Origin of the sequence: Mycoavidus sp. HKI (assembly GCF_020023735.2) — a bacterium.
Taxonomy (GTDB): domain Bacteria; phylum Pseudomonadota; class Gammaproteobacteria; order Burkholderiales; family Burkholderiaceae; genus Mycoavidus.
Genome location: NZ_CP076444.2, coordinates 1,627,755 through 1,649,176 on the forward strand (window position 1 = coordinate 1,627,755; position 21,422 = coordinate 1,649,176).

Genomic DNA, 21,422 nt, shown 5'->3' on the forward strand with positions numbered 1-21,422 from the left:
CGAAAACCGTAGCAAGGGTTGCTAAGATTGCCCACCACTTAATCATGCACAGGCATCACAGACAAAAAATGGTTGAACATAGACGAATTACAAGACACCGAAATCAACCAACGCACGCCGTACATCGGCAAGTCGCGCAGGCTGTTGCGCCCCGCCCAAATTAATGATGTCTGGCGCCCAATAACCGCCCGTGCGCCAAGCCGTATCAAAATTGTAAAGCTCAATGGTTGGCCGCTTGAGGGCCGCAGCTATATGCACCAGCCCGGTGTCAACGCCAACCGTTGCCGCAGCACCCAGCAGTAACCCAGTGACTGCTGGCAAGGTTAAAGCGGGCGGCACATAGGCTGCAGCGCCTGCCCTCCCCACCGATGTGAGACGAGCATTGAGCCACCCGCTGATTTTTTCACTCACCGCCCGCTCAGTCGCCTGCCCCCACGGCAATACCAGCGAGATACCCGCACGCAGTAATATTTGCCCCAGTTCGAGCCACCGTTCTTGCGGCCACTGCTTATCTGCGCGCGAAGTGGCATGCACTAAAACCACATAGGATGACGGCAATTTAAAGCCCGTTTTCATCAATGCCGTCTCAGCCGCCTGCGTATCAAGACCAAAATCGATCTCTCCTGATAACACAGCAGAGTCTCCGAGGGCCGCCGCAACCAGTTGACGCGAACGCTCTAGCACATGAGTGTGCGGCTCGATCGCAACACGCTGATCATAAAAAAAGCGTACCGGCCATTCATAACTAGAACCCTCTGTGCGATTACCCAGACCACTCACCCGAGCACCCGTCGCGCGTGTCCAATGCGCCGCCCAGGCCGTTTTTATGAGGCCCTGACAATCAATCACTTGATCATAAGCTTCACTCGCTAGCCGCTGCCGCAACTGACGGATTTCACTCCAGGTTGCCGGTGAGCATAATCGTTTGCGCCAGCGGCGTAGCGAAAATGGAATCACGCAGCGCACACCGGCAACAAGACGCACAAGATCAGCAAATCCCTCTTCAACCAGCCAATCAATCTGCGCCGCCGGATACTGACGCCGAATATCGGCAATCACAGGCATCGTATGCACAACGTCGCCGAGTGATGACACTTTGACAATTAATATTTTTTGCATCTGAATCAAATAGCGAGCGCCCTAAACTTAAACGTAATTATATTAGGGCGCTTTTTTTGTTAACAGCACTTAAAAAGGCAATTTAGCGTCAGGCTTTTGCGCCAGAATCACACGACGAAAATCTCGTTGAATCCTCTCCAGCGCCTCTTCATCATCTGCTTCAAAGCGCAGCACAACCATAGGCGTAGTATTAGACGCCCGTGCCAGACCAAAACCATCTGGATATTCAACCCGCAAACCGTCGATCATCACCACTTCATCGGCGCCACTAAAACGCGCAGATTTTTGCAATTGTTCAATCAGCTTGAAATTTTCTCCCTCGCTTAATTTTATTTGCAATTCAGGCGTTGCAATCGAATCCGGTAGCCCATTGAGTAACGCACTCGGGTCATCCGTGCGAGACAGTAGTTCAAGTAGCCGCGCCCCCGTATAAAGACCATCATCAAAGCCGTACCAGCGATCTTTAAAAAAGATATGCCCGCTCATTTCACCGGCAAGCGGCGCACCGGTTTCACGCAGCTTGGCTTTAATCAGTGAATGACCTGTTTTCCACATCAGGGGCTCGCCGCCATGTGCCCGCACCCATGGCGCAAGTTTACGCGTGCATTTTACGTCGTAGATAATCTGCCCGCCTGCATGACGGGATAACACATCACGCACAAACAACATCAGCTGACGGTCCGGATAGATAATCTGGCCATCTTTGGTGACTACGCCTAGCCGGTCACCGTCGCCGTCAAACGCAAAGCCAATTTCTGCATCGCCTGCCGCCAAGGCATCAATGACATCTTGCAGATTCTCAGGGCGAGCCGGATCTGGGTGATGATTCGGAAAATGACCATCCACCTCACAAAAAAGCTCATGCACTTCGCACCCAAGCGCTCTAAAAAGACGCGGCGCAATCGCACCTGCGACTCCATTGCCACAGTCAACGACCACTTTTAATGGGCGGGCCAGCTTAATATCGCTGACAATCCGCTCGATATACGCGGCTACACAATCATGCGTCTGATAGCTACCCTGCCCTGCAGTAAACTCTTTCGCCACAATGCGTTGATACAGCGCTTGAATTTGCTCGCCATAGATCGCTGCGCCACGCAGCACCATCTTAAAACCATTGTAATTAGGCGGATTATGACTACCCGTTACCACAATGCAAGAATCGACTTGACGGCCATTCAGCGGCACATGGGTGGCAAAATAGCCAAGCGGTGTTGGCGCTAAGCCCAAATCGATGACATCGACCCCGGCCGCGCGCAAGCCATCGGCCAGCGCTTTGGACAACTCTGGGCCGGATAGACGGCCATCGCGGCCGATAGCAACTGCATCGCCGCCATGAGCGCGCACTTCGCTACCAAACGCCAAGCCAATGCTATGCGCTACGCTCGTATCCAGCGTCTGACCAACAATGCCGCGAATATCGTACGCTTTGAAAATCGAGTTTGAAATCATGGAATGAAAAAGCCTTAAAAAGCAAATAAAAAACTACATTTTCAGAAGCTAATGGGCATGCAATTTATAATACAGCCTCAACTCATATCTATCTCTCTGAAATAGAATTCATGCACTGTGCGAATCATAGCCTAATGTACTTTTATCTACCTCTTTTTAATTTAACTAACAAAGAAATATGCTAGCAAATCATAAAGGAACCATTTTAGTCACAGGTGGCGCAGGGTATATTGGCTCACACACGTGTGTTGCACTGCTGAATGCCGGTTACGAGGTAGTTGTGGTTGACAATCTGAGCAACAGCAAGCGTGGAGCGCTTAAAAATACTGAACATATCACTGGCAAAACTTTACCATTTTTTGCAGCCGATGTACGCGATCGGGATACCCTCACGCGCGTGTTCAAAACGTATTCAATTCAGGCCGTGATTCATTTTGCTGCACTAAAAGCCGTCGGTGAGTCGGTGGCGCAACCGCTCCAATATTACCGCAATAATATGGACAGCCTGCTCACCTTGCTTGAGACAATGAATGCATACAACGTCAAGCATTTTGTCTTTAGCTCGTCGGCGACGGTCTACGGTAATCCGCACGCTGTACCTATTGACGAATCCTTTCCATTGTCAGCAACCAATCCTTATGGACACACTAAAGTGATGGCCGAGCAGATATTGCGTGATTTGGCTGCAGCAGATACAACCTGGAAAATTGCTGCTTTGCGTTATTTCAATCCGGTAGGTGCGCATGAGAGTGGGTTAATGGGTGAAGATCCAAACGATATCCCTAATAACCTGATGCCTTATATAGCGCAAGTTGCCATTGGCAAACTCAAGCAATTGAAAGTTTTTGGAGGGGATTGGCCAACGCCTGATGGCACAGGTCTGCGTGATTATATTCATGTAGTTGATCTTGCACGCGGGCATCTTGCTGCGCTTGATACGCTCATCAAACGCGAGATAGGATTCACCGTCAATCTTGGCACTGGGCGTGGCTATAGCGTACTTGAAATCATCCGTGCATTTGAGGCGGCAAGCGGACGTAAGATCCCTTATGAAATTGTCGCGCGGCGAGCGGGTGATATTGCTGCATATTATGCCAACCCTGAGGCTGCGCAGCGCGTCATGGGCTGGCGCGCTGCGCATGGGATTGAAAGGATGTGTGTTGATCAGTGGCGCTGGCAGGTGAATAATCCTCAGGGGTATTTGGAATAAAAAGCCATCTTAATGTCCAATAGCTAACCAGTGGATATGCCATCCTCTATCAGTATCTCCACTATGATTGAACGTGCGTAATGTAACTTCTGTTTTTGATCGACTTCCGCCCAGTTCCATAACGATTGCGGGCCCTCCTCCGCTATGAGTTCCATGAATACCTAGGCAGCTTGAAGGAAATTCGGTTGGAAATTTGATTTTCGTCTCGCCATTCATTTCAGTTATAGCAAACCCCCATTGCATAATCAGCCCGCTCGAGAACTCTTGGTAGCCATCTCGACCAATAAAACCTTTAAAATCAGTGATACCATACCCACTTATGGTAGTAGGTTTTCTAGTGATCTTATTCCAATCAACTTGCCCATCTTTCGGATGAAAGCTGTCATTAAATATAGTGAGCCTGCTTTCAAAGTCTTGAATTTGCTTCGATTGGTTAGTAAGTTCACCTCGCAAAGTGTCGATGGTCCTAAATTTTTCATTCTCAAAAGAATGAAAGCGACTATCAAGCGCAGTAAATTTGTCTCGAAAATCCTCTTGAATTCGCTCAGATCGGTTATTCCACTCATCCTGCAAAGTGCGAATCATCTTAGATTTTTCATCTTCAAAACCCTGGCTCATTCTTTCCAGCTTTATTTCAAGTTCGTTAAGTTTTTTTTGCAAACCTTCGTTCTGTAAATGCTGGTTATTGGACTTTCTCCATAAAATTCCCATTACATAGAGACACAGAAACAAAGAAAAAGAGAATAAAGAAAAAACTAGGTGATGATTTTTCGACTCTGGCTGATTGAATTGTACAGAAATCCGATTAAGTTTTTCTTCTATCAAAGCTAAATGATTAACCATGCTACCTTCTATTTTATCAGATAGCCAAGAAGGAGAATTTAACTCATGTCCTTACACACAACTATAAACAGCCAAGTACAATAAACCTTTAAAAGAAAGAGATGACAGGCAGAGATGAGCTGGGCAGCGAAAGAATTTAAGACAGTAGATTTAGGTGACAAGCGGTTAAACAAGAGGCTGATGTTGCTTGCAGAGCGTCTTGGGGAAAAGCCGACGGCGAGTCTGCCTGGGGCATGTAAAGGGTGGGCGGAAACCCAGGGGGCGTATCGATTTTTATCTCAAGAGGATATAGGTTGGGAGTCTATTTTAGAGCCGCACTGGTCCTGTTCGCGTGCGCGCTTACAAGAGCAGCGTACCGTTTTGTGCATCCAAGACACCACGGAACTGAACTTCAACGGACAATCGATAGAAGGCTTGGGTCCCCTGTGTTACGAAGCGCAACGAGGTATGTACCTGCACCCGACGTATGCGGTATCGTTGGAGCGTGAACCGTTAGGCGTATTAGATGCGTGGATGTGGGCACGTGCATCCAAAGAAGACGTAGAGAATCGGTCTGGGATCAAGGAAAGTATACGCTGGATCGAAGGGTATAGCCGACTGGCAGAACTCTCAGCCGAGTTACCCGAGACACGTTTGGTGTATATGGCAGACCGTGAATCCGACATGCTAGAACTGATATGCAAAGCCTCCGAACTGGGGAATCCGGTGGATTGGTTAATTCGCTCGTGTCACAACCGGGTGCTACCAGATGGTGCTCGCCTGTGGGAGGCAGTCGGTGCGCAGGCAGCGGTAGGCGAATTGCATTTTATGATGCCCTCACGGCATGGCCAAAAGGCTCGAGCGGTACGTCAGCAAGTCAGAATGAAACGCGTTGTCCTTGATGATAGAAAGGGCTCCCCGTTAGAAGTGACCTGCGTAATAGCCCAAGAAGTGGAGGTACCGTCTGGCTGTAAGCCTGTGGAGTGGCGCTTGCTCACTAATCGCGTGGTACTTGATTTCGACGCAGCAGTGGAGTTGATTGACTGGTATCGGGCTCGCTGGGAGATTGAGATGTTCTTCCACGTTCTCAAAAACGGCTGTCGCGTCGAGGCGCTGCAACTAGGGGCTATCGAAAAGTTAGAGAGGGCGCTGGCGGTCTATATGGTGGTGGCTTGGCGAATCGCTCGCTTGATGAGACTAGGCCGTACTTGCCCTGATCTGGAAGCAGAACTGCTGTTTGAGCCAGAGGAATGGCAAGCCGCGTATCTTCTCATGAAAAAACCTGTGCCAAAAAAGACGCCTCGACTCAATGAAGTAGTGCGGCTTATTGCGATGTTGGGTGGATTCTTAGGCCGAAAAGGGGATGGCGAGCCCGGCGTAAAAACCATCTGGCAAGGATTACAGCAGGTTACTGCCTTTGCTCAGGGTCTACGCTGGGCGCGCCAAAACCAGATATTTTGAGTTGTGTATAAGGATATGAATTTAACTGCCCCCAAAGGCTAGCTAAAATTTTCGTAGATTGATGATTAGACTTCCCCTGCAAAAAGCCATTTTCATAAATAGAAAAGGACAATGAAACAACACATGCAGAAAAAGCTAAGCAAAGAATCTTTGGATCTAACTGACTACACTGCCCATAAATACGATTTATATTTGATCTTATCAAATCTAGATGATTAAGAACGTTGCTTTCTGTTTGCCTTAGTTGTTGCGATATTTGTTCTGCTCTTAATCCTTCGACATCTTCCGTATTTTGCATCATCCTCATAGCTGAATCAATATTTTGCTGCGTTGAAGATTGGAAAGTTTCATTTTTAAGAATTTTTATTGACGGATCTGATAATTGCCGCTCCTCTAGTCCTCTTTCAGCATCATTAGAATTAGAGAGTGGAAGAAATTCCAATTTTGTTGTTGAAGCAGCAGCAGCAGAAGAAGAAGAAGAAGAAGAAGAAGAAGAAATTTGCATTATGAGATCCTGTATAAGGTAGGAAATTTAGTACAAAGACAATGTATTAATAGAGCTGGCCCTGTGATTAATTAAATGCAACCTAGATTCAGTGACCGAAGCCTAAGTTAATTTTTCTAGGCAGTGCAGTAACAATAAAATAAAAAACGCATCTAAATCCCCCAATAAAAACCGCTATCAAACTATATATTTTTTCAAAAATTAGTACTGTATTCTCCTAACTAATCTATTTTTTTAGTTTTTAGCAGATTTTTTAAATTAAAAAATTTTTATTACGAATGCTCACGTTAAATAGTTTTTCGCAAGAATTGGGGCGCTATTTATCTAGCACACTCACTCTTGCTAGATTCTAGTTGTAGCAGATTTTTTTCAAGATTACAAATTTTTCTAATTATTCAATGATTGATTTTTTTGATTTGTGATCTAGATATTCCATGACTATGGTGTGTGACCTGGCATACCTTCGCAGAACCACACCAATATAAGTGAGATGGATGGCACTGTTAAGCAAGACAAGAGTTAGCGAACTGCTGAGTATAGTTTATCTGGTCAATGTAAATTTTACTGAGGAGTAGTATGACGTAAATAGGCAACATAGTTGTCTAGCTTGGTGTTTCTACATTATTTTTCCACAAATAAAGCCAAAGCTTAGTGTTACGATTAGCTTACTAAACAGGAGTAAATTGAGTACATGGTGTAGCTAGGAAATAGAATAGTTCAATGATAAAAAATTGACAACTCAAAGAACATCTGCTAAAAACCATAACTAGTAAGAATGAGTACACGATTTATCTAGTTCGCTCATTCTTGCAAAAAACTATTAAATTATTTTCGAACTTTATAGCTTGATTATTATTTTACAAGGAGACTAAGATGAGGGTTTCCCTTCTTTTTTAATTCGAGCAATGGAGTTCCAGCATTAATTACTGAATGGTAACGGATGCAATTATCCATAAAAGCTACCACCTTAATGCGTTGTTTTTACGTTGATTTTCTGATATTTTACCGGAGATTATAATGCAGATTCTCTCTTCGCAATCCTCACCTCCAATATCCCGGTTACCATCTCCTCCACCACTTAATTCTAAAGAGGTGGAAAGAAACACGGAAGAGACGCAATTATCGAATCAGCGGATAGAAGGCTTTATAGTTGAAACTGCCCAGTCTTCAGATCAACACAATATCGACTCTGCCATAAAGATGGGCCGCGACCCTCAAGTCGATCAAGCCTTCCCGTGGCTGGCACAAACAGAAAACAGCATTCTTAAATATCTAGATTCAATAACAGCAAACCTCAACCGAGTGTATGGGGGGCTCGATCAGTTAGAACCGAAAATTCTATATCTAGTGCTTCCTGTATGTATGCTTTCGCTGTCCTTTTCTATTTATGCAATGAGTACTTTGCAGAGAAAGCCTAATCATCAATCTACGCAAATTTTAGGTAACCTTTTGGGGCAGATAAATCAACGTGAGCAAGCGTACAGCAATATACCTAATCGTCTAGATTTGATAGAGGCAGAGCTCAACCAGATGTCCAGATCGCTGCATCAGTCAGGATCGAAAGATCTGTATCCAGCTTTTTCTATCCATGCTTTTTTTCTGTTTCTTTCCGTCTGTGTCATTAGTGCTTTGTGGAAAAAATTGAATAACCAATCCGAATACATCCAAGCCTTGCAAAAAAAATTGATCGAATGTGAAACAAAGCTAAGAGAAATGGTTCAAGATTCCCAAGATGAGAAATCTAGAATGATCAATACCTTTGATAATAAACTTAGTAACCAATCTGAATACGCCGAAGCCTTGCAAAATAAGCTGACTGAACTTGAAACAAATCTAAGAGAATTGATTATAAGTTCTGTTAGTAATTTGAATCAAGGGCTTAATAGCCAATCCGAACAAATTCAAACATTGAGAAGCGAATTTAATTTACTAGATAATCGCTTTCATCTAAAAAACCAGATGTTTAACTGGAAGAATATCGACGGAAAACCGACTACCTTAAGCGGATATAGCCTCGATATAGAGGTGCTTCATGCATCGATCGATGACAGTTTCTTTTTGACTGATATCAATTGGGTTCGTGGAATAGCTCGCAACCACGCTGGTTTTTTTATACCGCACAATGAAAAGCTTGTTCGTGAATATAAACCCGGAAGATTTGTGAAATTTTCCAATGGCGAGATGCGAAAGATTATTCGCACTGAGCCTTCAGGTAGCGTGTATTTAAATATATTCCTCGAGGGCAATCCGCTCGATCCAGAAAAAGTTGGACTGCCGAGTTCCTACTCTATTGTTAAGTTTGGTGAACCACCTACTTTAGAGGTAGGTAACCTGAGTTCGAGTTGTGCGACCTGAAATCGCCTGTATTTCTGTTTCATAATAGAGTATAAACGATGAAACCAGTTGCTCCATCAACTGCTCCCTACTCGGACATGCGGGGCTGGTAACGGCCCTGTGTGAGTGCGACCTGAGGTCGTTTAAAAGTGTCCACGAAAAGTAGTCAACTCCAACCGACTACGGCAAGCAGCGTTGCCTTTGCGCCCAGTGCCGCAACATTCCTTGCCACATTTGCCGCACCGCCCAAGCGATCCTCTTTCTTCTGCACATGCACGACGGGGACCGGCGCCTCGGGCGAAATGCGATTTGCGTCACCGACCCAGTAGCGGTCAAGCATTACGTCGCCCACGATGAGCACACGTGACGCGGCCAGTTCAGCTCGAGACACCATCGGTTGCTTTATGGTTTCAGCACTGAACGCCATCTTCATTGTCCTCTGGCCAGTCACCATAGCCGAGCTTGCGTTCGACCATCGCACAGAAGTGTGCTGTCGTTATGTAAATGTAAGGCTTCACGGCAACTGTCGGCTCGTAGCGCCGATACGAGCGTTCGCGCTGTTGAGTTCATCTTCGTAAATGCCGAGCATTTTCTGCATATGCTCGCGCATTGTCTGGATACGTGCGCCGTGCTGCCAGAATTCGTCGAGGATCGTCCGGTCATTAAAGATTGCCGTTATCTTGTTCGCGAGTTCTAGAGGCTTGTCATGATGGAAAACGAACGATTTTTCACCCCCTTCAATCAATTCCTGCGCTCCGCCAAGGTCGGAACAAATGAACGGGACGCCGTGACAATAGAACTCGAAAGCAACTTGCGGCAGATTGTCCTCCCACTGAGGTGGAACAACGCCGAGATCGACATTCGCCAGAAAGTGATCCTGATCTTCCCGCGTATAGCCATTACAGACTTCGACCGACTGAAACCGCTTACCAATACGACTGAGTTCTCGAGTGTAACGGTCCGAGATCTTTCCAGCGATGACGATTGCGATGTTGTGCGTAACTTCGCGCGACAGTAAATTAAGGGCTGACAAAAACACCTCAAACCCTTTTAGCTTGCTAGGGTAACCCATGAAGCACAGCGTTAAAGGCCCATTCGGGTCGACTTGCTTGATGTTCGGGTGTCCGTCGCGGAGCAACTCGGCCGCGTTGGTGCCAATATACTCAAGCCGGAAGCGTGACACGTCGTAACCATGGTGTTGATACACTTCCATTGTGCGCCGAGATACCGGAATAAAAAGATCGATATTCTTTTCCAACACATCGCGGATATGCTCCCGCCTCATCTTGAAGCTCTTCACGAGCCTTGGATCGAATACGAAGAAATGGTCGACCGTCGACTGTCGGATTGACGTGCGAAGCTTGCGCAAATAGAGTCTCAAGCGGCGCAGACCAGTGGTCAGGCGCCATATAGCCTTGGCGAGCGAGACCAGGCGTGCGTACGAAATCTTGGAGCGCACGCCGATTCGTCGTGCGATATAGTCCATATAGTATTTCTTTCGCAGGCTACTGTAGTCAAACTGGTAGCACCCAACGCAATTGCGTCCCGCGTCGTAGTTGTTGCAGTTCAGTCCTTCGTGTTCCCGGTACAGATCAACCTTGGGGCACAAGTCGTGATAGTGATGCAACGAGTAGATGATACGTGTGGATGGCCAATATTCCTTGATCAAACCAAGTATCGAATAGGGCATGCCTTCCATCGATTGTATGTGAACGATGTCAAACGGCCCCTGCTCGCGCATGAATTTCATGAATACGCGCTCAGTCGGTTCGTGGCTGAAAACATCGGTGAAATTGTTTTTAATGAACATTGCAGGCGCAATTACACCTGCGTTGACAATGGCATAGCTCGAGATTGCAGGGTCTTCCGATCGATTTTTCTCAATCCACGTACGGGACGTAAAAGGCGAGTACAGGTGGCCGGACGACAGGCATGTCACTTTATGGCCTAGTTTGGCGACCTCTTTGACAAGATCGTGCATATACACGCGTATCCCGCCCATGCGCTGCTCCAGGTCATCATAGGGAGCCCATGCCAGATAAAGGACGTTCATCGCTGCGTGTTCCTTGCAAGCAAGGTTCTTAGTTCATCGATGCAGCCATCCAGGACTGCAGATTCATCGAACGCAATACAATGGGGGGAGCCCGCTGGACACTTTTCGTGAAACTCGCGCGAATGATATTCGCACAGCGCGCAATCAGGGTGTTTTGCTACGATCCTCGGGTAGGCGCCGGGATGAACCACATTCTCGCGAAAATCGCGGCTCAGGATCAGCAGAAAATCATCACGCAAAAATTGCGCAACGTGAGAGACGAAGCTGTCTGCAGTCACGATAACTTTAGTCTGCAAGACTGATGCCAGGATTTCATCAACCGATTCCAGCGCACCAATCTCGAGCCCCTGTGCAACATACTTTTCCATCCAGGCGTCACCTAGTGGCAAGATGTACGTGAGTGCGGTATCCGGTACGGAGTCCTTGATCTGCCGGCAAAAAAAAGGTGGTAAGGTCTGGTACGACTTGCCTGCCGGGAACACGATACATTCTGCCTTCTGAGTGAACTGCACGTTGCCTGCATAGGCCCGAACATGTTGCCTCAAAGGCTCTAGCGTGTTCTTAAGCATCACCAGGAACTTTGCCTGAGGAATATCGTGCCGCCGCGCGATGGGCGACCAGATACGGGATCCGATATAGTCGGGATAGGCCGAACGCCAATCGATCCGACCGTGCAATATGGTTTCGGAAACCTGCAAACGCACTTTCTGCCGAAACGACATTGGTTTTTGATGATAATAGGAGCCCGTCTTAACCCTATCAATCGCTTCCGCCCAGTTCAGCCACCAGTCATTGCCCATATAGACGCTCTTGAATTGTTGCACGGTCGTTGGCGCCTGTGGCGTCAGTACAGGGCTCCGGTATTCAACAGCGTCATTAAACGACGCGCCTTCGACTTGCAGATCCCACTCTCGGAATATTTCCGAGGCGAGCGGCGCGATTGCCTTGGGCACGTACATTGTACAATCCGGTGCGCACACCGAGTATCCATATTTGAGCAGCGCGTAGAGACCGGCCCAGGCCATCAAGTTGTCGCCAAGACCGATCTTTACGAAGTCAATGGTCTTGAGGGGAGAGAATTTTCTATATGGAATTTTCATGCAATTTGTTTGACCTTGCCTCGTTTTAAGGTACAGTGAAGTATCACAGCCAACGCCACCCGAAACGGTTAAAAAACCGATATGTCGACATAGCAAACATACAAATATGACACCAACCTTTTTTCGACGCACCACCGCCAAAATGGACAACGCGCACGGCAGGCACGTATGCGATGTTGGCTACTGCACTCGCACGCAAGCTTAAATCATAGTCTTCAAAATACAGAAAATAGCGCGGATCAAAACCACCTATTGTTTTGAGCACGCCCATCCTAAACATCATGTAGCAACCGCTAATGATCGGCGGTGAAATGAATGTATCCATGGTTTGGCCAACTCGCTCATGCACGGTTGGTTTAGATCCAATCAATTCGCGCAATTCATAACGTGCGAGCCGGCGAGCAAATAGAGCTTGCGCTTTACCTCGCAAAAAACCACGTGCAAATAAATCTAACACTGTTGGATAACGTCGGCACAGATATTGAGTCATACCATCCTCACCTGACACATGAGGAGCAATCGCTGCAACAGCAGAATGTTTATCAAAAAAATTCAACGCTTGAGCCAGCGCGTCCTCGGCCATCTCAACATCCGGATTCAAAATAAGATGGTAATCACTCGTTAAATATTCGATCGCAAGGTTATGGCCTCGGCCATAGCCGATATTGCCGTGACCAACCATTAAATGATATTCAATTGCATCCTGCTTAAAAGCGCTAGCCCATGTATCAGAAATAAAGTCAGCGCCGTTATCGATTAGCACAACGGAAACTGACAGCGCATGGCCGCGCTGCGCGCGTAAATTAGCAACTGAACAGCGTAAGCTATCGAGTGTACGCTGCAACAAAGCGAGATTAGGCTTAAAGATTACTACCGATACAGATAAATAAACATGCCCCGACTCGGGCCTGTCGAGTAGTGATTCATTAATCAGCATCGTTTGTGAAATTCCGCATGCCATATCACCAGACGATGAATAAATCATTTTATATAGTAACCCTATGGCTATCGCGCCAAGCACGTTTCCAAAGCCTCAATGAGGCAACCCGTGCATCAAGCAAAGCTAAAATACCGTGTTTTATAATCGGAGCAGAGATGCGCCAAGCTGATGCTTCACCATAATGCCGATAAACTACAAGTTGATTGCGCAAATTGTAATAATGCTTAGTGCCATAGGGACCGTCCCGCAAACGGCCCTTAACGCTCCGCTTATGATCGACAACACTTGCTGGCGCGAGCCAGAGTGGCCAACCCGCTCGGTGTAGCCGAAGTGAATATTCAGTGTCGTCATAAGCAATAAAGAAGCTAGCATTAGGCTTGCCGACTTCGGCTGCTGCCTTACAGTTAAGCAGGAACCCAACAAACGACGCCGTGTGAATAGGGACAACCACGCCGCTGTATGCATCCAACGGCACCACTGGTTCGTGTAACGTTTTCGGTTCAAAAAAACGACGGTGCATCAAAGCAACCTCACCATGCTCTACCACCGATGTACAAATCGCACCTACAGGTTCCGGTAATTCGGATAATGCCTCGATGAGCTTTTCTAACGCATCCGCACGAGGTACGGCATCATCGTCAAGTAACCAAACCCAATCTGCATCGGAAGCCAAAGCGCATTCAACTCCCTTAGCAAAACCACCAGCTCCCCCCGTATTTTGCTCAAAACGTATGACTTCTAAGTCATTACATTGATTCAAGAGCGTCTGCGTTTCAATTCCGCTTACATTATCGACAACCATCAAACGTGTTAATGGGTAAGTTTGATTGCGTAGAGCATCTAGTACCTCCTGCAATAACTGAGGCCGGTTATGCGTAACAACTGCTACAGCTATTTTCATTAGAGCGGATTAACGATGAATGGAGGAACCATGGTTCCTGCTGCCCGTGCGGCCAGAAAACTATCAGCCGTTTCGAATAACTGAGGCCGGTTATGCGTAACAACTGCTACAGCTATTTTCATTAGAGCGGATTAACGATGAATGGAGGAACCATGGTTCCTGCTGCCCGTGCGGCCAGAAAACTATCAGCCGTTTCGAGCGCCTCTTGGATCGTTACATGCATATCAAGGTATCGATATGTGCCTAAGCGACCCACAAAAGTAATGTCTCGCTCCTGTTGAGCTAGATCAATATAACGCGCAAGTAGAGATTTTTCCTGAGCGAGACGAATTGGATAATAGGGAACATCGTTTTCGCCGCAAAAACGACTATATTCTTTAAAAATAAGCGTCTTTTCGTGAGATTCCCAAGGTGAGAAATGCTTATGCTCTGAAATACGAGTCCAAGGAATATCGGCATCACAATAGTTAATAACTGCATTGCCCTGAAAATCACCATCGTGACGAGAAGTCTCAAAATCAAGTGTGCGATAACCCAGCCTTCCCTCAGAAAAACCAAACCATCCATCGATTGGACCGCTATAAAATATATGCTGAAAATCTGCTGCCATGCTACGGTCGAACTTCGTGTTCAGCATGACATGAATATTCGGGTGGTCCAACAGCCTCTCGACAATATAGGTATACCCATTCTTCGGCATACCCTGGAACGCACTGTTGTAATAGTTATCATCGTAATTAAAGCGAACCGGCAGTCGTTTTAAAATGCTCGCCGTTAATTCTGATGGATGCATACCCCACTGCTTCATCGTATAGCCTTTAAAAAAGGCGTCATAAAGATCTTTTCCTACAAAACGCAATGCCTGCTCTTCAAAATTCTTTGGCGCAGTAATTGATGAATCGCCGATTGATTCGAGAAATTGCCGCGCTTCGCTAGGTGAAAATGCCTTACCGAAAAACTGATTAATCGTCAGCAAGTTAATCGGGAGCGTAAAAACTTTCTCTTTGACAACAGCTTTAACGCGGTTGACGAAAGGCATAAATTGGTCAAATTGATTGACGAATTGCCATACGCGCTCATTGCTTGTATGAAAAATGTGTGGGCCATAGACATGCACCATCACTCCTGTCTCGGCATCACGCTCAGAGTGGCAATTCCCTGCCAGATGAGGGCGACTATCAAATACATCGAGTACATAACCTGCTCTCGCCAATTGATGTGCAATGACAGCTCCAGAAAAGCCTGCCCCTACTATTGCAATTTTTTGTATCTTACTCAAGAGATTTACTCAAAAAAGATTAGAACACTCAGTTGCAGCCCTTAATGAACCTCTGCTGACTCTGACTATAGAAAATGATTCCTCAGCCAAAAAGGCTGCCGCCGAGCAAAATAACAAAATATCAATAACTACTTCGGCAACTCGGCTGTACTAATCTCCATCACACTACCATGCTCAAGTCTAAAAAACCGGTTGCAATAACTACGAATTAAATCCGTGTCATGAGAAGCAAAAACAAAGATACCGACAGATGAAATCAGCGCCTCCATCCGTTCTTTAGCCTTAACTTGAAATTCAGCGTCACCCGTTCCAAACACCTCATCAACCAGTAAGATATCCGGCTGGGTCGAAGTCGCGACAGCAAACATTAAACGCGTCGCCATACCTGCCGAATACGTTCTAACGGGTAAATTTAAAAAACTCCCTAACTGAGTAAATTGCTCAATTTCCTGGGTTTTCTTTTGAATTTGCGCAATCGACATGCCCATTAATACCGCGATGCGAATGATGTTTTCATAGCCGGTAAGCTCAGGATCCATGCCTGCGCCCATCTCAAGCACAGTCGCCACGGAACCTTGTCGTATAATTTCGCCAGCAACCGGTGTATAAATTCCTGCCATGGTGCGCAGCATTGTGCTTTTACCCGCACCGTTATGGCCAACAAGCCCAACTGCATCACCTTTTTTAAGCTCAAAGCTAACGTCTTTGAGCGCGGTCACAATTTGAATGTGTCCGGCCTCGCTCTCAATCCGCCCACCTGTACTCACCCGCACCAGTTGATTGCGTAGCGATTGGCTGCGGCTGTTATAGATCGGATATTGAACCGTAACGTTTTTAAATACTAAGCTGGCCATAAACAACTGTCATGTATTAAGCTGTTATACCCAAAGCGCCACGCGCGTTTTTTTCTTATTAAAGAATATGAGCGTCATTGACCAGCCCAATACACACATAGCAAGATTGATATATACAACAAATAAAGAGGGCGGCATACCCAATAAAGGGGCGCGCACTATTTCAATCAAATGAGAAAACGGATTAAGCCACATCAATTTCTGACTAAAAGGTAAATAATTAGGCCGATACATCACGGGACTTAAAAACATCAAGATCGGCATAACCGCCGCCACTAAATATTCAAGGTCCCGCAATCTAGCGCCTAATAAGCCAAGCATTAAAGTAATCCAAAGTAAATTGGCTACGACCAACAACAAGCAAGGCACTACCAGTAATGAATAATAAGTGAATTTAACGTGAAATACTATAGCTACCACAAAAAAAACTGGTAAATTATGCGCCAAGTTAATTAAATGCTTCATCACCAACTGAATCGGATGAATCGAAAGCGGCAAAACTAAATTGCGAATAATCGCTGCTTGACGGCTAAATGTAGTGGGAGACTCGGTAATACAGCCCGTAATAAACTGCCAAATGATCAAGCCAGAAGTTAACGTAGGAATAAAGGTATTGCGATCAATTTTAAATAGTTCGCTCCAAATAAAGCCAAGCCCTACGGTGCCGACTGCTGTGCCTAACGTTAACCAGAATGGACCCAGCACACTACGCTTATAGCGGGCGCGGACATCACTCCATGCCATAAAAGCAATAAGCGTTGCTTTTTGCATCGCTTCGCTGATATCCTGCAGTGCAGGAAAATGTTTTATATTTGAGAAGATTGCCATACAAAGTAATAAGTTGATTTATACGGAATTATTCGTTTACAACCGGAATATATGCACTAGGTTCAGGCACGTTTGGCCAGTGTAGGCCCTACTTGCGGCGAATATTCTGGGACCCAACGCCGCAAATCGCGCCGCACTTCAGCGTCAGTTAAAATCCGGCGCTGCATCAGCCACGGCAACACTTCATCAAGTAACGCGCTAGGGACCTCCCGGGCACGCGCGATACGTAGTTTTATATGAGGCGTTGGCAGGGTTGTCTCATCACATGCGAGCAGTTCTTCATATAATTTTTCACCAGGACGCAAGCCCGTGTATATGAGTTTAACTTGCTCATCGGCAAACCCATAAAGCCGAATTAGGTCACGCGCCAAATCAACAATCCGTACCGGTTGCCCCATATCGAGAATAAAAATCTCGCCGCCCTGCCCCATGCTTGACGCTTGCAATACCAATTGCGACGCTTCGGGAATCGTCATAAAAAAGCGCGTAATTTCTGGATGCGTAACGGTAACGGGGCCGCCTGTAGCAATTTGCTTTTCAAATTTTTGCACAACACTGCCAGCGCTGCCCAGTACATTGCCAAAACGCACCGTCTCAAACTGCGTAAACTGAGTAGTCTGTTGTAATGCCTGACACGCCATTTCAGCCAAACGCTTACTCGCGCCCATGACATTCGTCGGATTGACCGCTTTATCAGTTGAAATCAGCACAAAATGCTTGATGCCCCAACGAATCGCTGCCCGCCCAACCCGATAGGTACCCAGCACATTATTGCGTACTGCTTGCCAGGCATTTAATTCTTCCATGAGGGGTACATGTTTATACGCCGCTGCATGAAAAACAATATACGGGGCATAGCGCTGCATGACCTGATCAAGCAATAAGGAGTCTTTTGCGTCGCCAACGATTGGCACCACGGATAGCCCAGGAAACTTGTCGCGCAACTCCTCGGTCAACGTATACATCGCATATTCGGAGAACTCAAACGCAATCAATTGCGCGGGGGCAAAACGCAAGATTTGCCGGCATAGCTCGGAACCAATCGAGCCACCCGCACCGCTCACCATCACGACTCGATCTTTGAGCAGCATTTCAACATGGGCAGTATCAATTGTAATCGGCTCTCTGCCCAACAGATCCTCTAGATTAATCTGCCGGATCCGCGACAAAAAAGCTTGCCCTTGCGTCAGCGGCGTCAAGGCTGGCAACACCAGCGCACGGACCCCCGCCCGCACGCACAGAGTAGCAACCTGCCGGTGGATCTCAAGCGGCGCCGATGGCATCGCAATAATCACGTGCTCGGCCTTAAGTTCAGCTGTCCAGCGCTGCAACTCACTAATCGGCCCAAGGATTTTATAACCCTGAATCTCACGACCGCGCTTAGCCGGGTCATCATCGAGCAAGCCAACTAGCCGCCACTCGCTTGAACGCGTTAACTCACGCACTAGGCTCGCACCTGCGTTCCCCGCGCCCAACAGAAGCACCGGTTTACCCTGGGCAATCAGGCCACCATAACGATAAAACTCCCTTGTCGTACGATAGAGCGCCCGTGCCCCGCCCATAATCAGAAACAGAAAAACGGGGGCCACGATAAACACCGAGCGCGGTATGATCGGGTTTGGCTGCAGCATCGCCGCGCCGATCATCACAGCCAGGGTACTGGCGCCAACCGCGCGCACGATGCGCAGTAAATCCGGCAAGCTCGCAAAAACCCAGATACCACGGTATAAGCCAAATATACGAAAAGCCAAGCCATGAATAGGCAGCGACCAGACCAATGCCCACAGCGCACTTTCTTTAAAATCTGGCGGTACTTCGCCATTAAAGCGAATCAGATAAGCTGCTAGCCAAGCGACGACAACCGCACTCAGATCAAAGAAGAAGACAATCAAAGCAAGCCAAGTGGTCTTAAGTCGAAACATCAGCGAGTTCCTTCCCGAATATATTGAAGCCAGCGATAATCGATGCGCGCCCCCAATAAAATTAATATCAGCGCCCACACGGCAAGCCCTGTCCACTGCATGTCTACTGACACGTGCAAGCCAATCAGCGCTAAGCCCGCACTAGCCGCCATTAAGCCACACGCAACTCGGACTGGAGCCAGATGGTTGCCATTCATTTGGATCATCCGCTGATAATAATGTGTGCGATGCGCTTGCCAAAATTTCTCGCCACGCAACAAACGCTTACATAATGTCACCGACGCATCCGCAATAAATGGCGAAAACACGAGCGCTGGAAACCAAAACGGCCAAACTTCACGCAGCCAACCTAAAAAACCTAGCGCGCCAGCTAAAAAACCCAATGGCACAGATCCTGCATCTCCTAAAAATACACGTGCCGGCGACCAATTAAACACCAAAAAACCGACGGCGGCGCCCGCAACTAAGGCAGCAGCGCCCGCCAAATCAGGAGCAGCTGCTGCGGCGGCCATGGCATACGCACCAAACCCAAAGAGCGCCATGCCGCCTGCTAGGCCATCAGCACCGTCCATAAAGTTGTACAAATTGATCAGCCATAGTAGTAAAAACGAGATCAATACAAACTGCCAACCCGCCAGCGATAGAGAAAATCCTAGCATCACCGTCAGCACTGCCAGTCCATGGGCCGCAAATCGCACACGCGCAGAAAGACCACGCCGGTCATCAAATTGCGACACGAAAGCCAGAAATAATGCAGCAAAGGCTATTGGCCACAAGGTCCGCGTCCAAAATATCATGCCTATCACGATAGTAGGCACCATCGCCCACCCGCCAATACGGGGCGTAATCTGGGTATGCAATGAACGATGATTCGGCACATCAGGAGCAAACTGCCGGCTCTTGTCCAGCGCCAGCAAACACCGCAAAATGACCGCAACCGTCGCCGCCGCAACTAACGCCAAACCCGGCAATTGAAACCAAATCGAGGATACGTCGAGCATATTAGATAAGGTCATATAAAATCACGCAAAATTGGCTAGGCATCCGTTCACTCTTTTTATTTTTGTCGGCGCCAACTCTGATTCATTTTACTACGGTCTCCGCAGACTCTTGATGCCAAGTTGCGGTGCGCAACAATCCTGCCTCAATGGCATACGGCGGCGACCAATTTAAGGCCGTACGCACTTGCGTGATATCAAGTCGTAATGGCTGAAGCAAGCGATTGATCTGCATCGTGCGGCCCGTCAAACGGCCAAGCCAAGCAAGCCAGGGCAACGGCACGCACCATAACCGAGCAGGCGTGCCCAGTGCACGGCCAAGCGCCGCCGCCAGTTGTGCGGTGGACAAGTCAACGCCATCGCTGACATGAAAAACCCGGTCGGCCGCGGCTGGGTGTGTGACACACTGAGCAATAACATCGGCCAGGTTTTCTACATAGATAAAACTGCGCTGGGCTTGCGCCTTACCTAACGGTAGTGGAAAACCACGGTGAATCGCACGCATAAGCTGCAGAAAATTAGCGCGTACACCCGGACCATAGACCAGCGGTGGGCGCACAATCACGATTTCCATCCCCGTCTCACGACCCAGTACAATCAATGCCGTTTCAGCTTCGTATTTTGAAATGCCATAAGGATCCGTTGGCGCGGGCGTATCTTCTTCACGCCATGGCCTGCCAGGTTCCGCCTCACCCAGTGCTTTGACACTGCTCACAAAAATAAAGCGTCGAGCCCCAGCACGCACCGCAGCGTGTGCAACCCGCAATGTGCCGATAACGTTAGTTGCACGAAATGCCTCTAGCGGCGCTGACGATGAATCGCGCAATAAATGTACGCGAGCGGCCAGGTGAATCACTACCTGCGGCGGTGCAGCGCCAGCCAAAGTATTTTCTATACCGGCAAAATCCGCTGCCTCATGCACCAGCTCCGGCAAAACGCTACCGCCAATACTGGCGCGCCGCACCAGCATACTGACTGAATGCCCTTCAGTTGTAAGCCTGCGGCACACCGCACGACCAATAAAACCGTTAGCGCCAGTGACAAGAACATTCATTTATTAATTGCGCATTAAGGCGGGGAAATTATGGAGTATAAGCCCAAATTATGTTAAAACGCCTCATGTAATAGAGACATATAAATCAACACTTAGAGGCATATAAGTCAACGCTTGCGGGGCAGCGTCTCAGTTGTTGGCAATTGCTTAATTTCTGTAATAACCTGTTGAAACTCAGCAATATCTTCAAAGCTCCGATACACTGATGCAAAACGCACATAGGCTATTTTATCGAGCTGGCGCAGTTCATTCATGACCAGTTCACCCAGCTTATCGCTATAGATTTCTCGCTCTCCTGTACTCAACAATTGATATTCGATCCGTGCAATGGCATCGTCTACCGCCTCTGCGCTGACCGGGCGTTTACGCAGCGCCAGTTGCATACTCGCAGCCACCTTATGGCGATCAAATTCGACCCGGCTACCCTCTTTTTTAACCACCGTGGGCAACGTGAGCTCGACTCGCTCATAAGTTGTAAAGCGTTTATCGCACTCAGGACAGCGCCGGCGGCGACGAATGACAGCGCCATCCTCCGCCACACGGGAATCAGCCACTTGGGTATCTTCATGCTGGCAGAAAGGACAGCGCAT

The 21,422-nt window shown here is 47.6% G+C and carries 19 protein-coding genes and 1 pseudogene; 3 read left to right on the top strand and 17 right to left on the bottom strand.

Annotated elements, in window-relative coordinates; translation table 11 throughout:
• Window positions 1–87: 87 nt before the first annotated feature.
• Together waaC and KMZ15_RS06450 are read right to left on the bottom strand one after the other, a co-directional pair.
• Window positions 88–1,119: a lipopolysaccharide heptosyltransferase I gene (waaC, locus tag KMZ15_RS06445; RefSeq protein ID WP_223691806.1), complete on the bottom strand. Its 1,032-nt coding sequence runs from the start codon at window positions 1,117–1,119 to the stop codon at window positions 88–90.
• 69 nt (window positions 1,120–1,188) lie between these two features.
• Window positions 1,189–2,571, bottom strand: a complete 1,383-nt coding sequence (locus KMZ15_RS06450) for a phosphomannomutase/phosphoglucomutase (RefSeq protein WP_223691808.1) — start codon at window positions 2,569–2,571, stop codon at window positions 1,189–1,191.
• A gap of 178 nt (window positions 2,572–2,749) precedes the next feature.
• On the opposite strand from KMZ15_RS06450, the gene galE reads away from it, so the two are divergent.
• Window positions 2,750–3,781: a UDP-glucose 4-epimerase GalE gene (galE, locus tag KMZ15_RS06455; protein WP_223691811.1), complete on the top strand. Its 1,032-nt coding sequence runs from the start codon at window positions 2,750–2,752 to the stop codon at window positions 3,779–3,781.
• Between the two features lie 9 nt (window positions 3,782–3,790).
• Here galE and KMZ15_RS06460 read toward each other — a convergent pair whose 3' ends face one another.
• Window positions 3,791–4,624, bottom strand: coding sequence for a hypothetical protein (locus KMZ15_RS06460; protein WP_223691813.1), 834 nt, complete (start codon window positions 4,622–4,624; stop codon window positions 3,791–3,793).
• Between the two features lie 114 nt (window positions 4,625–4,738).
• On the opposite strand from KMZ15_RS06460, the gene KMZ15_RS06465 reads away from it, so the two are divergent.
• On the top strand, window positions 4,739–6,064 hold the full coding sequence (locus KMZ15_RS06465) for an IS4 family transposase (protein ID WP_223691058.1): 1,326 nt from the start codon (window positions 4,739–4,741) through the stop codon (window positions 6,062–6,064).
• Here KMZ15_RS06465 and KMZ15_RS06470 read toward each other — a convergent pair.
• Window positions 6,012–6,569, bottom strand: coding sequence for a hypothetical protein (locus KMZ15_RS06470; RefSeq protein ID WP_223691815.1), 558 nt, complete (start codon window positions 6,567–6,569; stop codon window positions 6,012–6,014). The two genes, KMZ15_RS06465 and KMZ15_RS06470, sit on opposite strands and share 53 nt — an antisense overlap.
• Before the next feature lie 1,017 nt (window positions 6,570–7,586).
• Between KMZ15_RS06470 and KMZ15_RS06475 the strand changes: the two genes are divergently transcribed.
• Window positions 7,587–8,924: a hypothetical protein gene (locus tag KMZ15_RS06475; protein ID WP_223691818.1), complete on the top strand. Its 1,338-nt coding sequence runs from the start codon at window positions 7,587–7,589 to the stop codon at window positions 8,922–8,924.
• 154 nt (window positions 8,925–9,078) lie between these two features.
• On the opposite strand, the pseudogene KMZ15_RS06480 reads toward KMZ15_RS06475, so the two are convergent.
• From KMZ15_RS06480 to nrdR, 13 genes and pseudogenes are all read right to left on the bottom strand, one after another.
• Window positions 9,079–9,336: pseudogene (locus KMZ15_RS06480) on the bottom strand (PfkB family carbohydrate kinase); the annotation flags it as partial.
• Between the two features lie 81 nt (window positions 9,337–9,417).
• Window positions 9,418–10,956, bottom strand: a complete 1,539-nt coding sequence (locus KMZ15_RS06485; RefSeq protein ID WP_223691820.1) for a glycosyltransferase — start codon at window positions 10,954–10,956, stop codon at window positions 9,418–9,420.
• Window positions 10,953–12,056, bottom strand: a complete 1,104-nt coding sequence (locus tag KMZ15_RS06490; protein ID WP_223691823.1) for a hypothetical protein — start codon at window positions 12,054–12,056, stop codon at window positions 10,953–10,955. The genes KMZ15_RS06485 and KMZ15_RS06490 overlap by 4 nt, the downstream gene beginning before the upstream one ends.
• Before the next feature lie 43 nt (window positions 12,057–12,099).
• Window positions 12,100–12,993 (bottom strand): glycosyltransferase, encoded by an 894-nt coding sequence (locus KMZ15_RS06495; RefSeq protein WP_223691825.1) that lies wholly within the window; start codon window positions 12,991–12,993, stop codon window positions 12,100–12,102.
• Window positions 12,994–13,042: 49 nt separating this feature from the next.
• Window positions 13,043–13,897, bottom strand: a complete 855-nt coding sequence (locus KMZ15_RS06500; RefSeq protein ID WP_223691827.1) for a glycosyltransferase — start codon at window positions 13,895–13,897, stop codon at window positions 13,043–13,045.
• Entirely contained in the window at window positions 13,897–14,019 is a 123-nt protein-coding gene (locus KMZ15_RS06505) for a hypothetical protein (RefSeq protein WP_258134742.1), read from the bottom strand. Before KMZ15_RS06505 ends, KMZ15_RS06500 begins: the two co-directional genes overlap by 1 nt.
• Window positions 14,019–15,167 (bottom strand): UDP-galactopyranose mutase, encoded by a 1,149-nt coding sequence (gene glf / locus KMZ15_RS06510; RefSeq protein ID WP_308710640.1) that lies wholly within the window; start codon window positions 15,165–15,167, stop codon window positions 14,019–14,021. The genes KMZ15_RS06505 and glf overlap by 1 nt, the downstream gene beginning before the upstream one ends.
• Before the next feature lie 137 nt (window positions 15,168–15,304).
• Window positions 15,305–16,030, bottom strand: coding sequence for an ABC transporter ATP-binding protein (locus KMZ15_RS06515; RefSeq protein ID WP_223691831.1), 726 nt, complete (start codon window positions 16,028–16,030; stop codon window positions 15,305–15,307).
• A 24-nt stretch (window positions 16,031–16,054) separates the two neighbouring features.
• A complete protein-coding gene (locus KMZ15_RS06520) occupies window positions 16,055–16,858 on the bottom strand; it encodes an ABC transporter permease (RefSeq protein WP_223691833.1) in 804 nt (267 codons plus the stop codon).
• 62 nt (window positions 16,859–16,920) lie between these two features.
• Window positions 16,921–18,780, bottom strand: a complete 1,860-nt coding sequence (locus KMZ15_RS06525; protein WP_223691835.1) for a nucleoside-diphosphate sugar epimerase/dehydratase — start codon at window positions 18,778–18,780, stop codon at window positions 16,921–16,923.
• Entirely contained in the window at window positions 18,780–19,781 is a 1,002-nt protein-coding gene (locus tag KMZ15_RS06530; RefSeq protein ID WP_223691836.1) for a glycosyltransferase family 4 protein, read from the bottom strand. The genes KMZ15_RS06525 and KMZ15_RS06530 overlap by 1 nt, the downstream gene beginning before the upstream one ends.
• An 82-nt stretch (window positions 19,782–19,863) precedes the next feature.
• Entirely contained in the window at window positions 19,864–20,832 is a 969-nt protein-coding gene (locus KMZ15_RS06535) for an NAD-dependent epimerase/dehydratase family protein (protein WP_223691837.1), read from the bottom strand.
• 107 nt (window positions 20,833–20,939) lie between these two features.
• Window positions 20,940–21,422 carry a transcriptional regulator NrdR gene (gene nrdR, locus KMZ15_RS06540; RefSeq protein ID WP_223691842.1) on the bottom strand — a complete coding sequence of 161 codons (483 nt, stop codon included), beginning with the start codon at window positions 21,420–21,422 and terminating at the stop codon, window positions 20,940–20,942.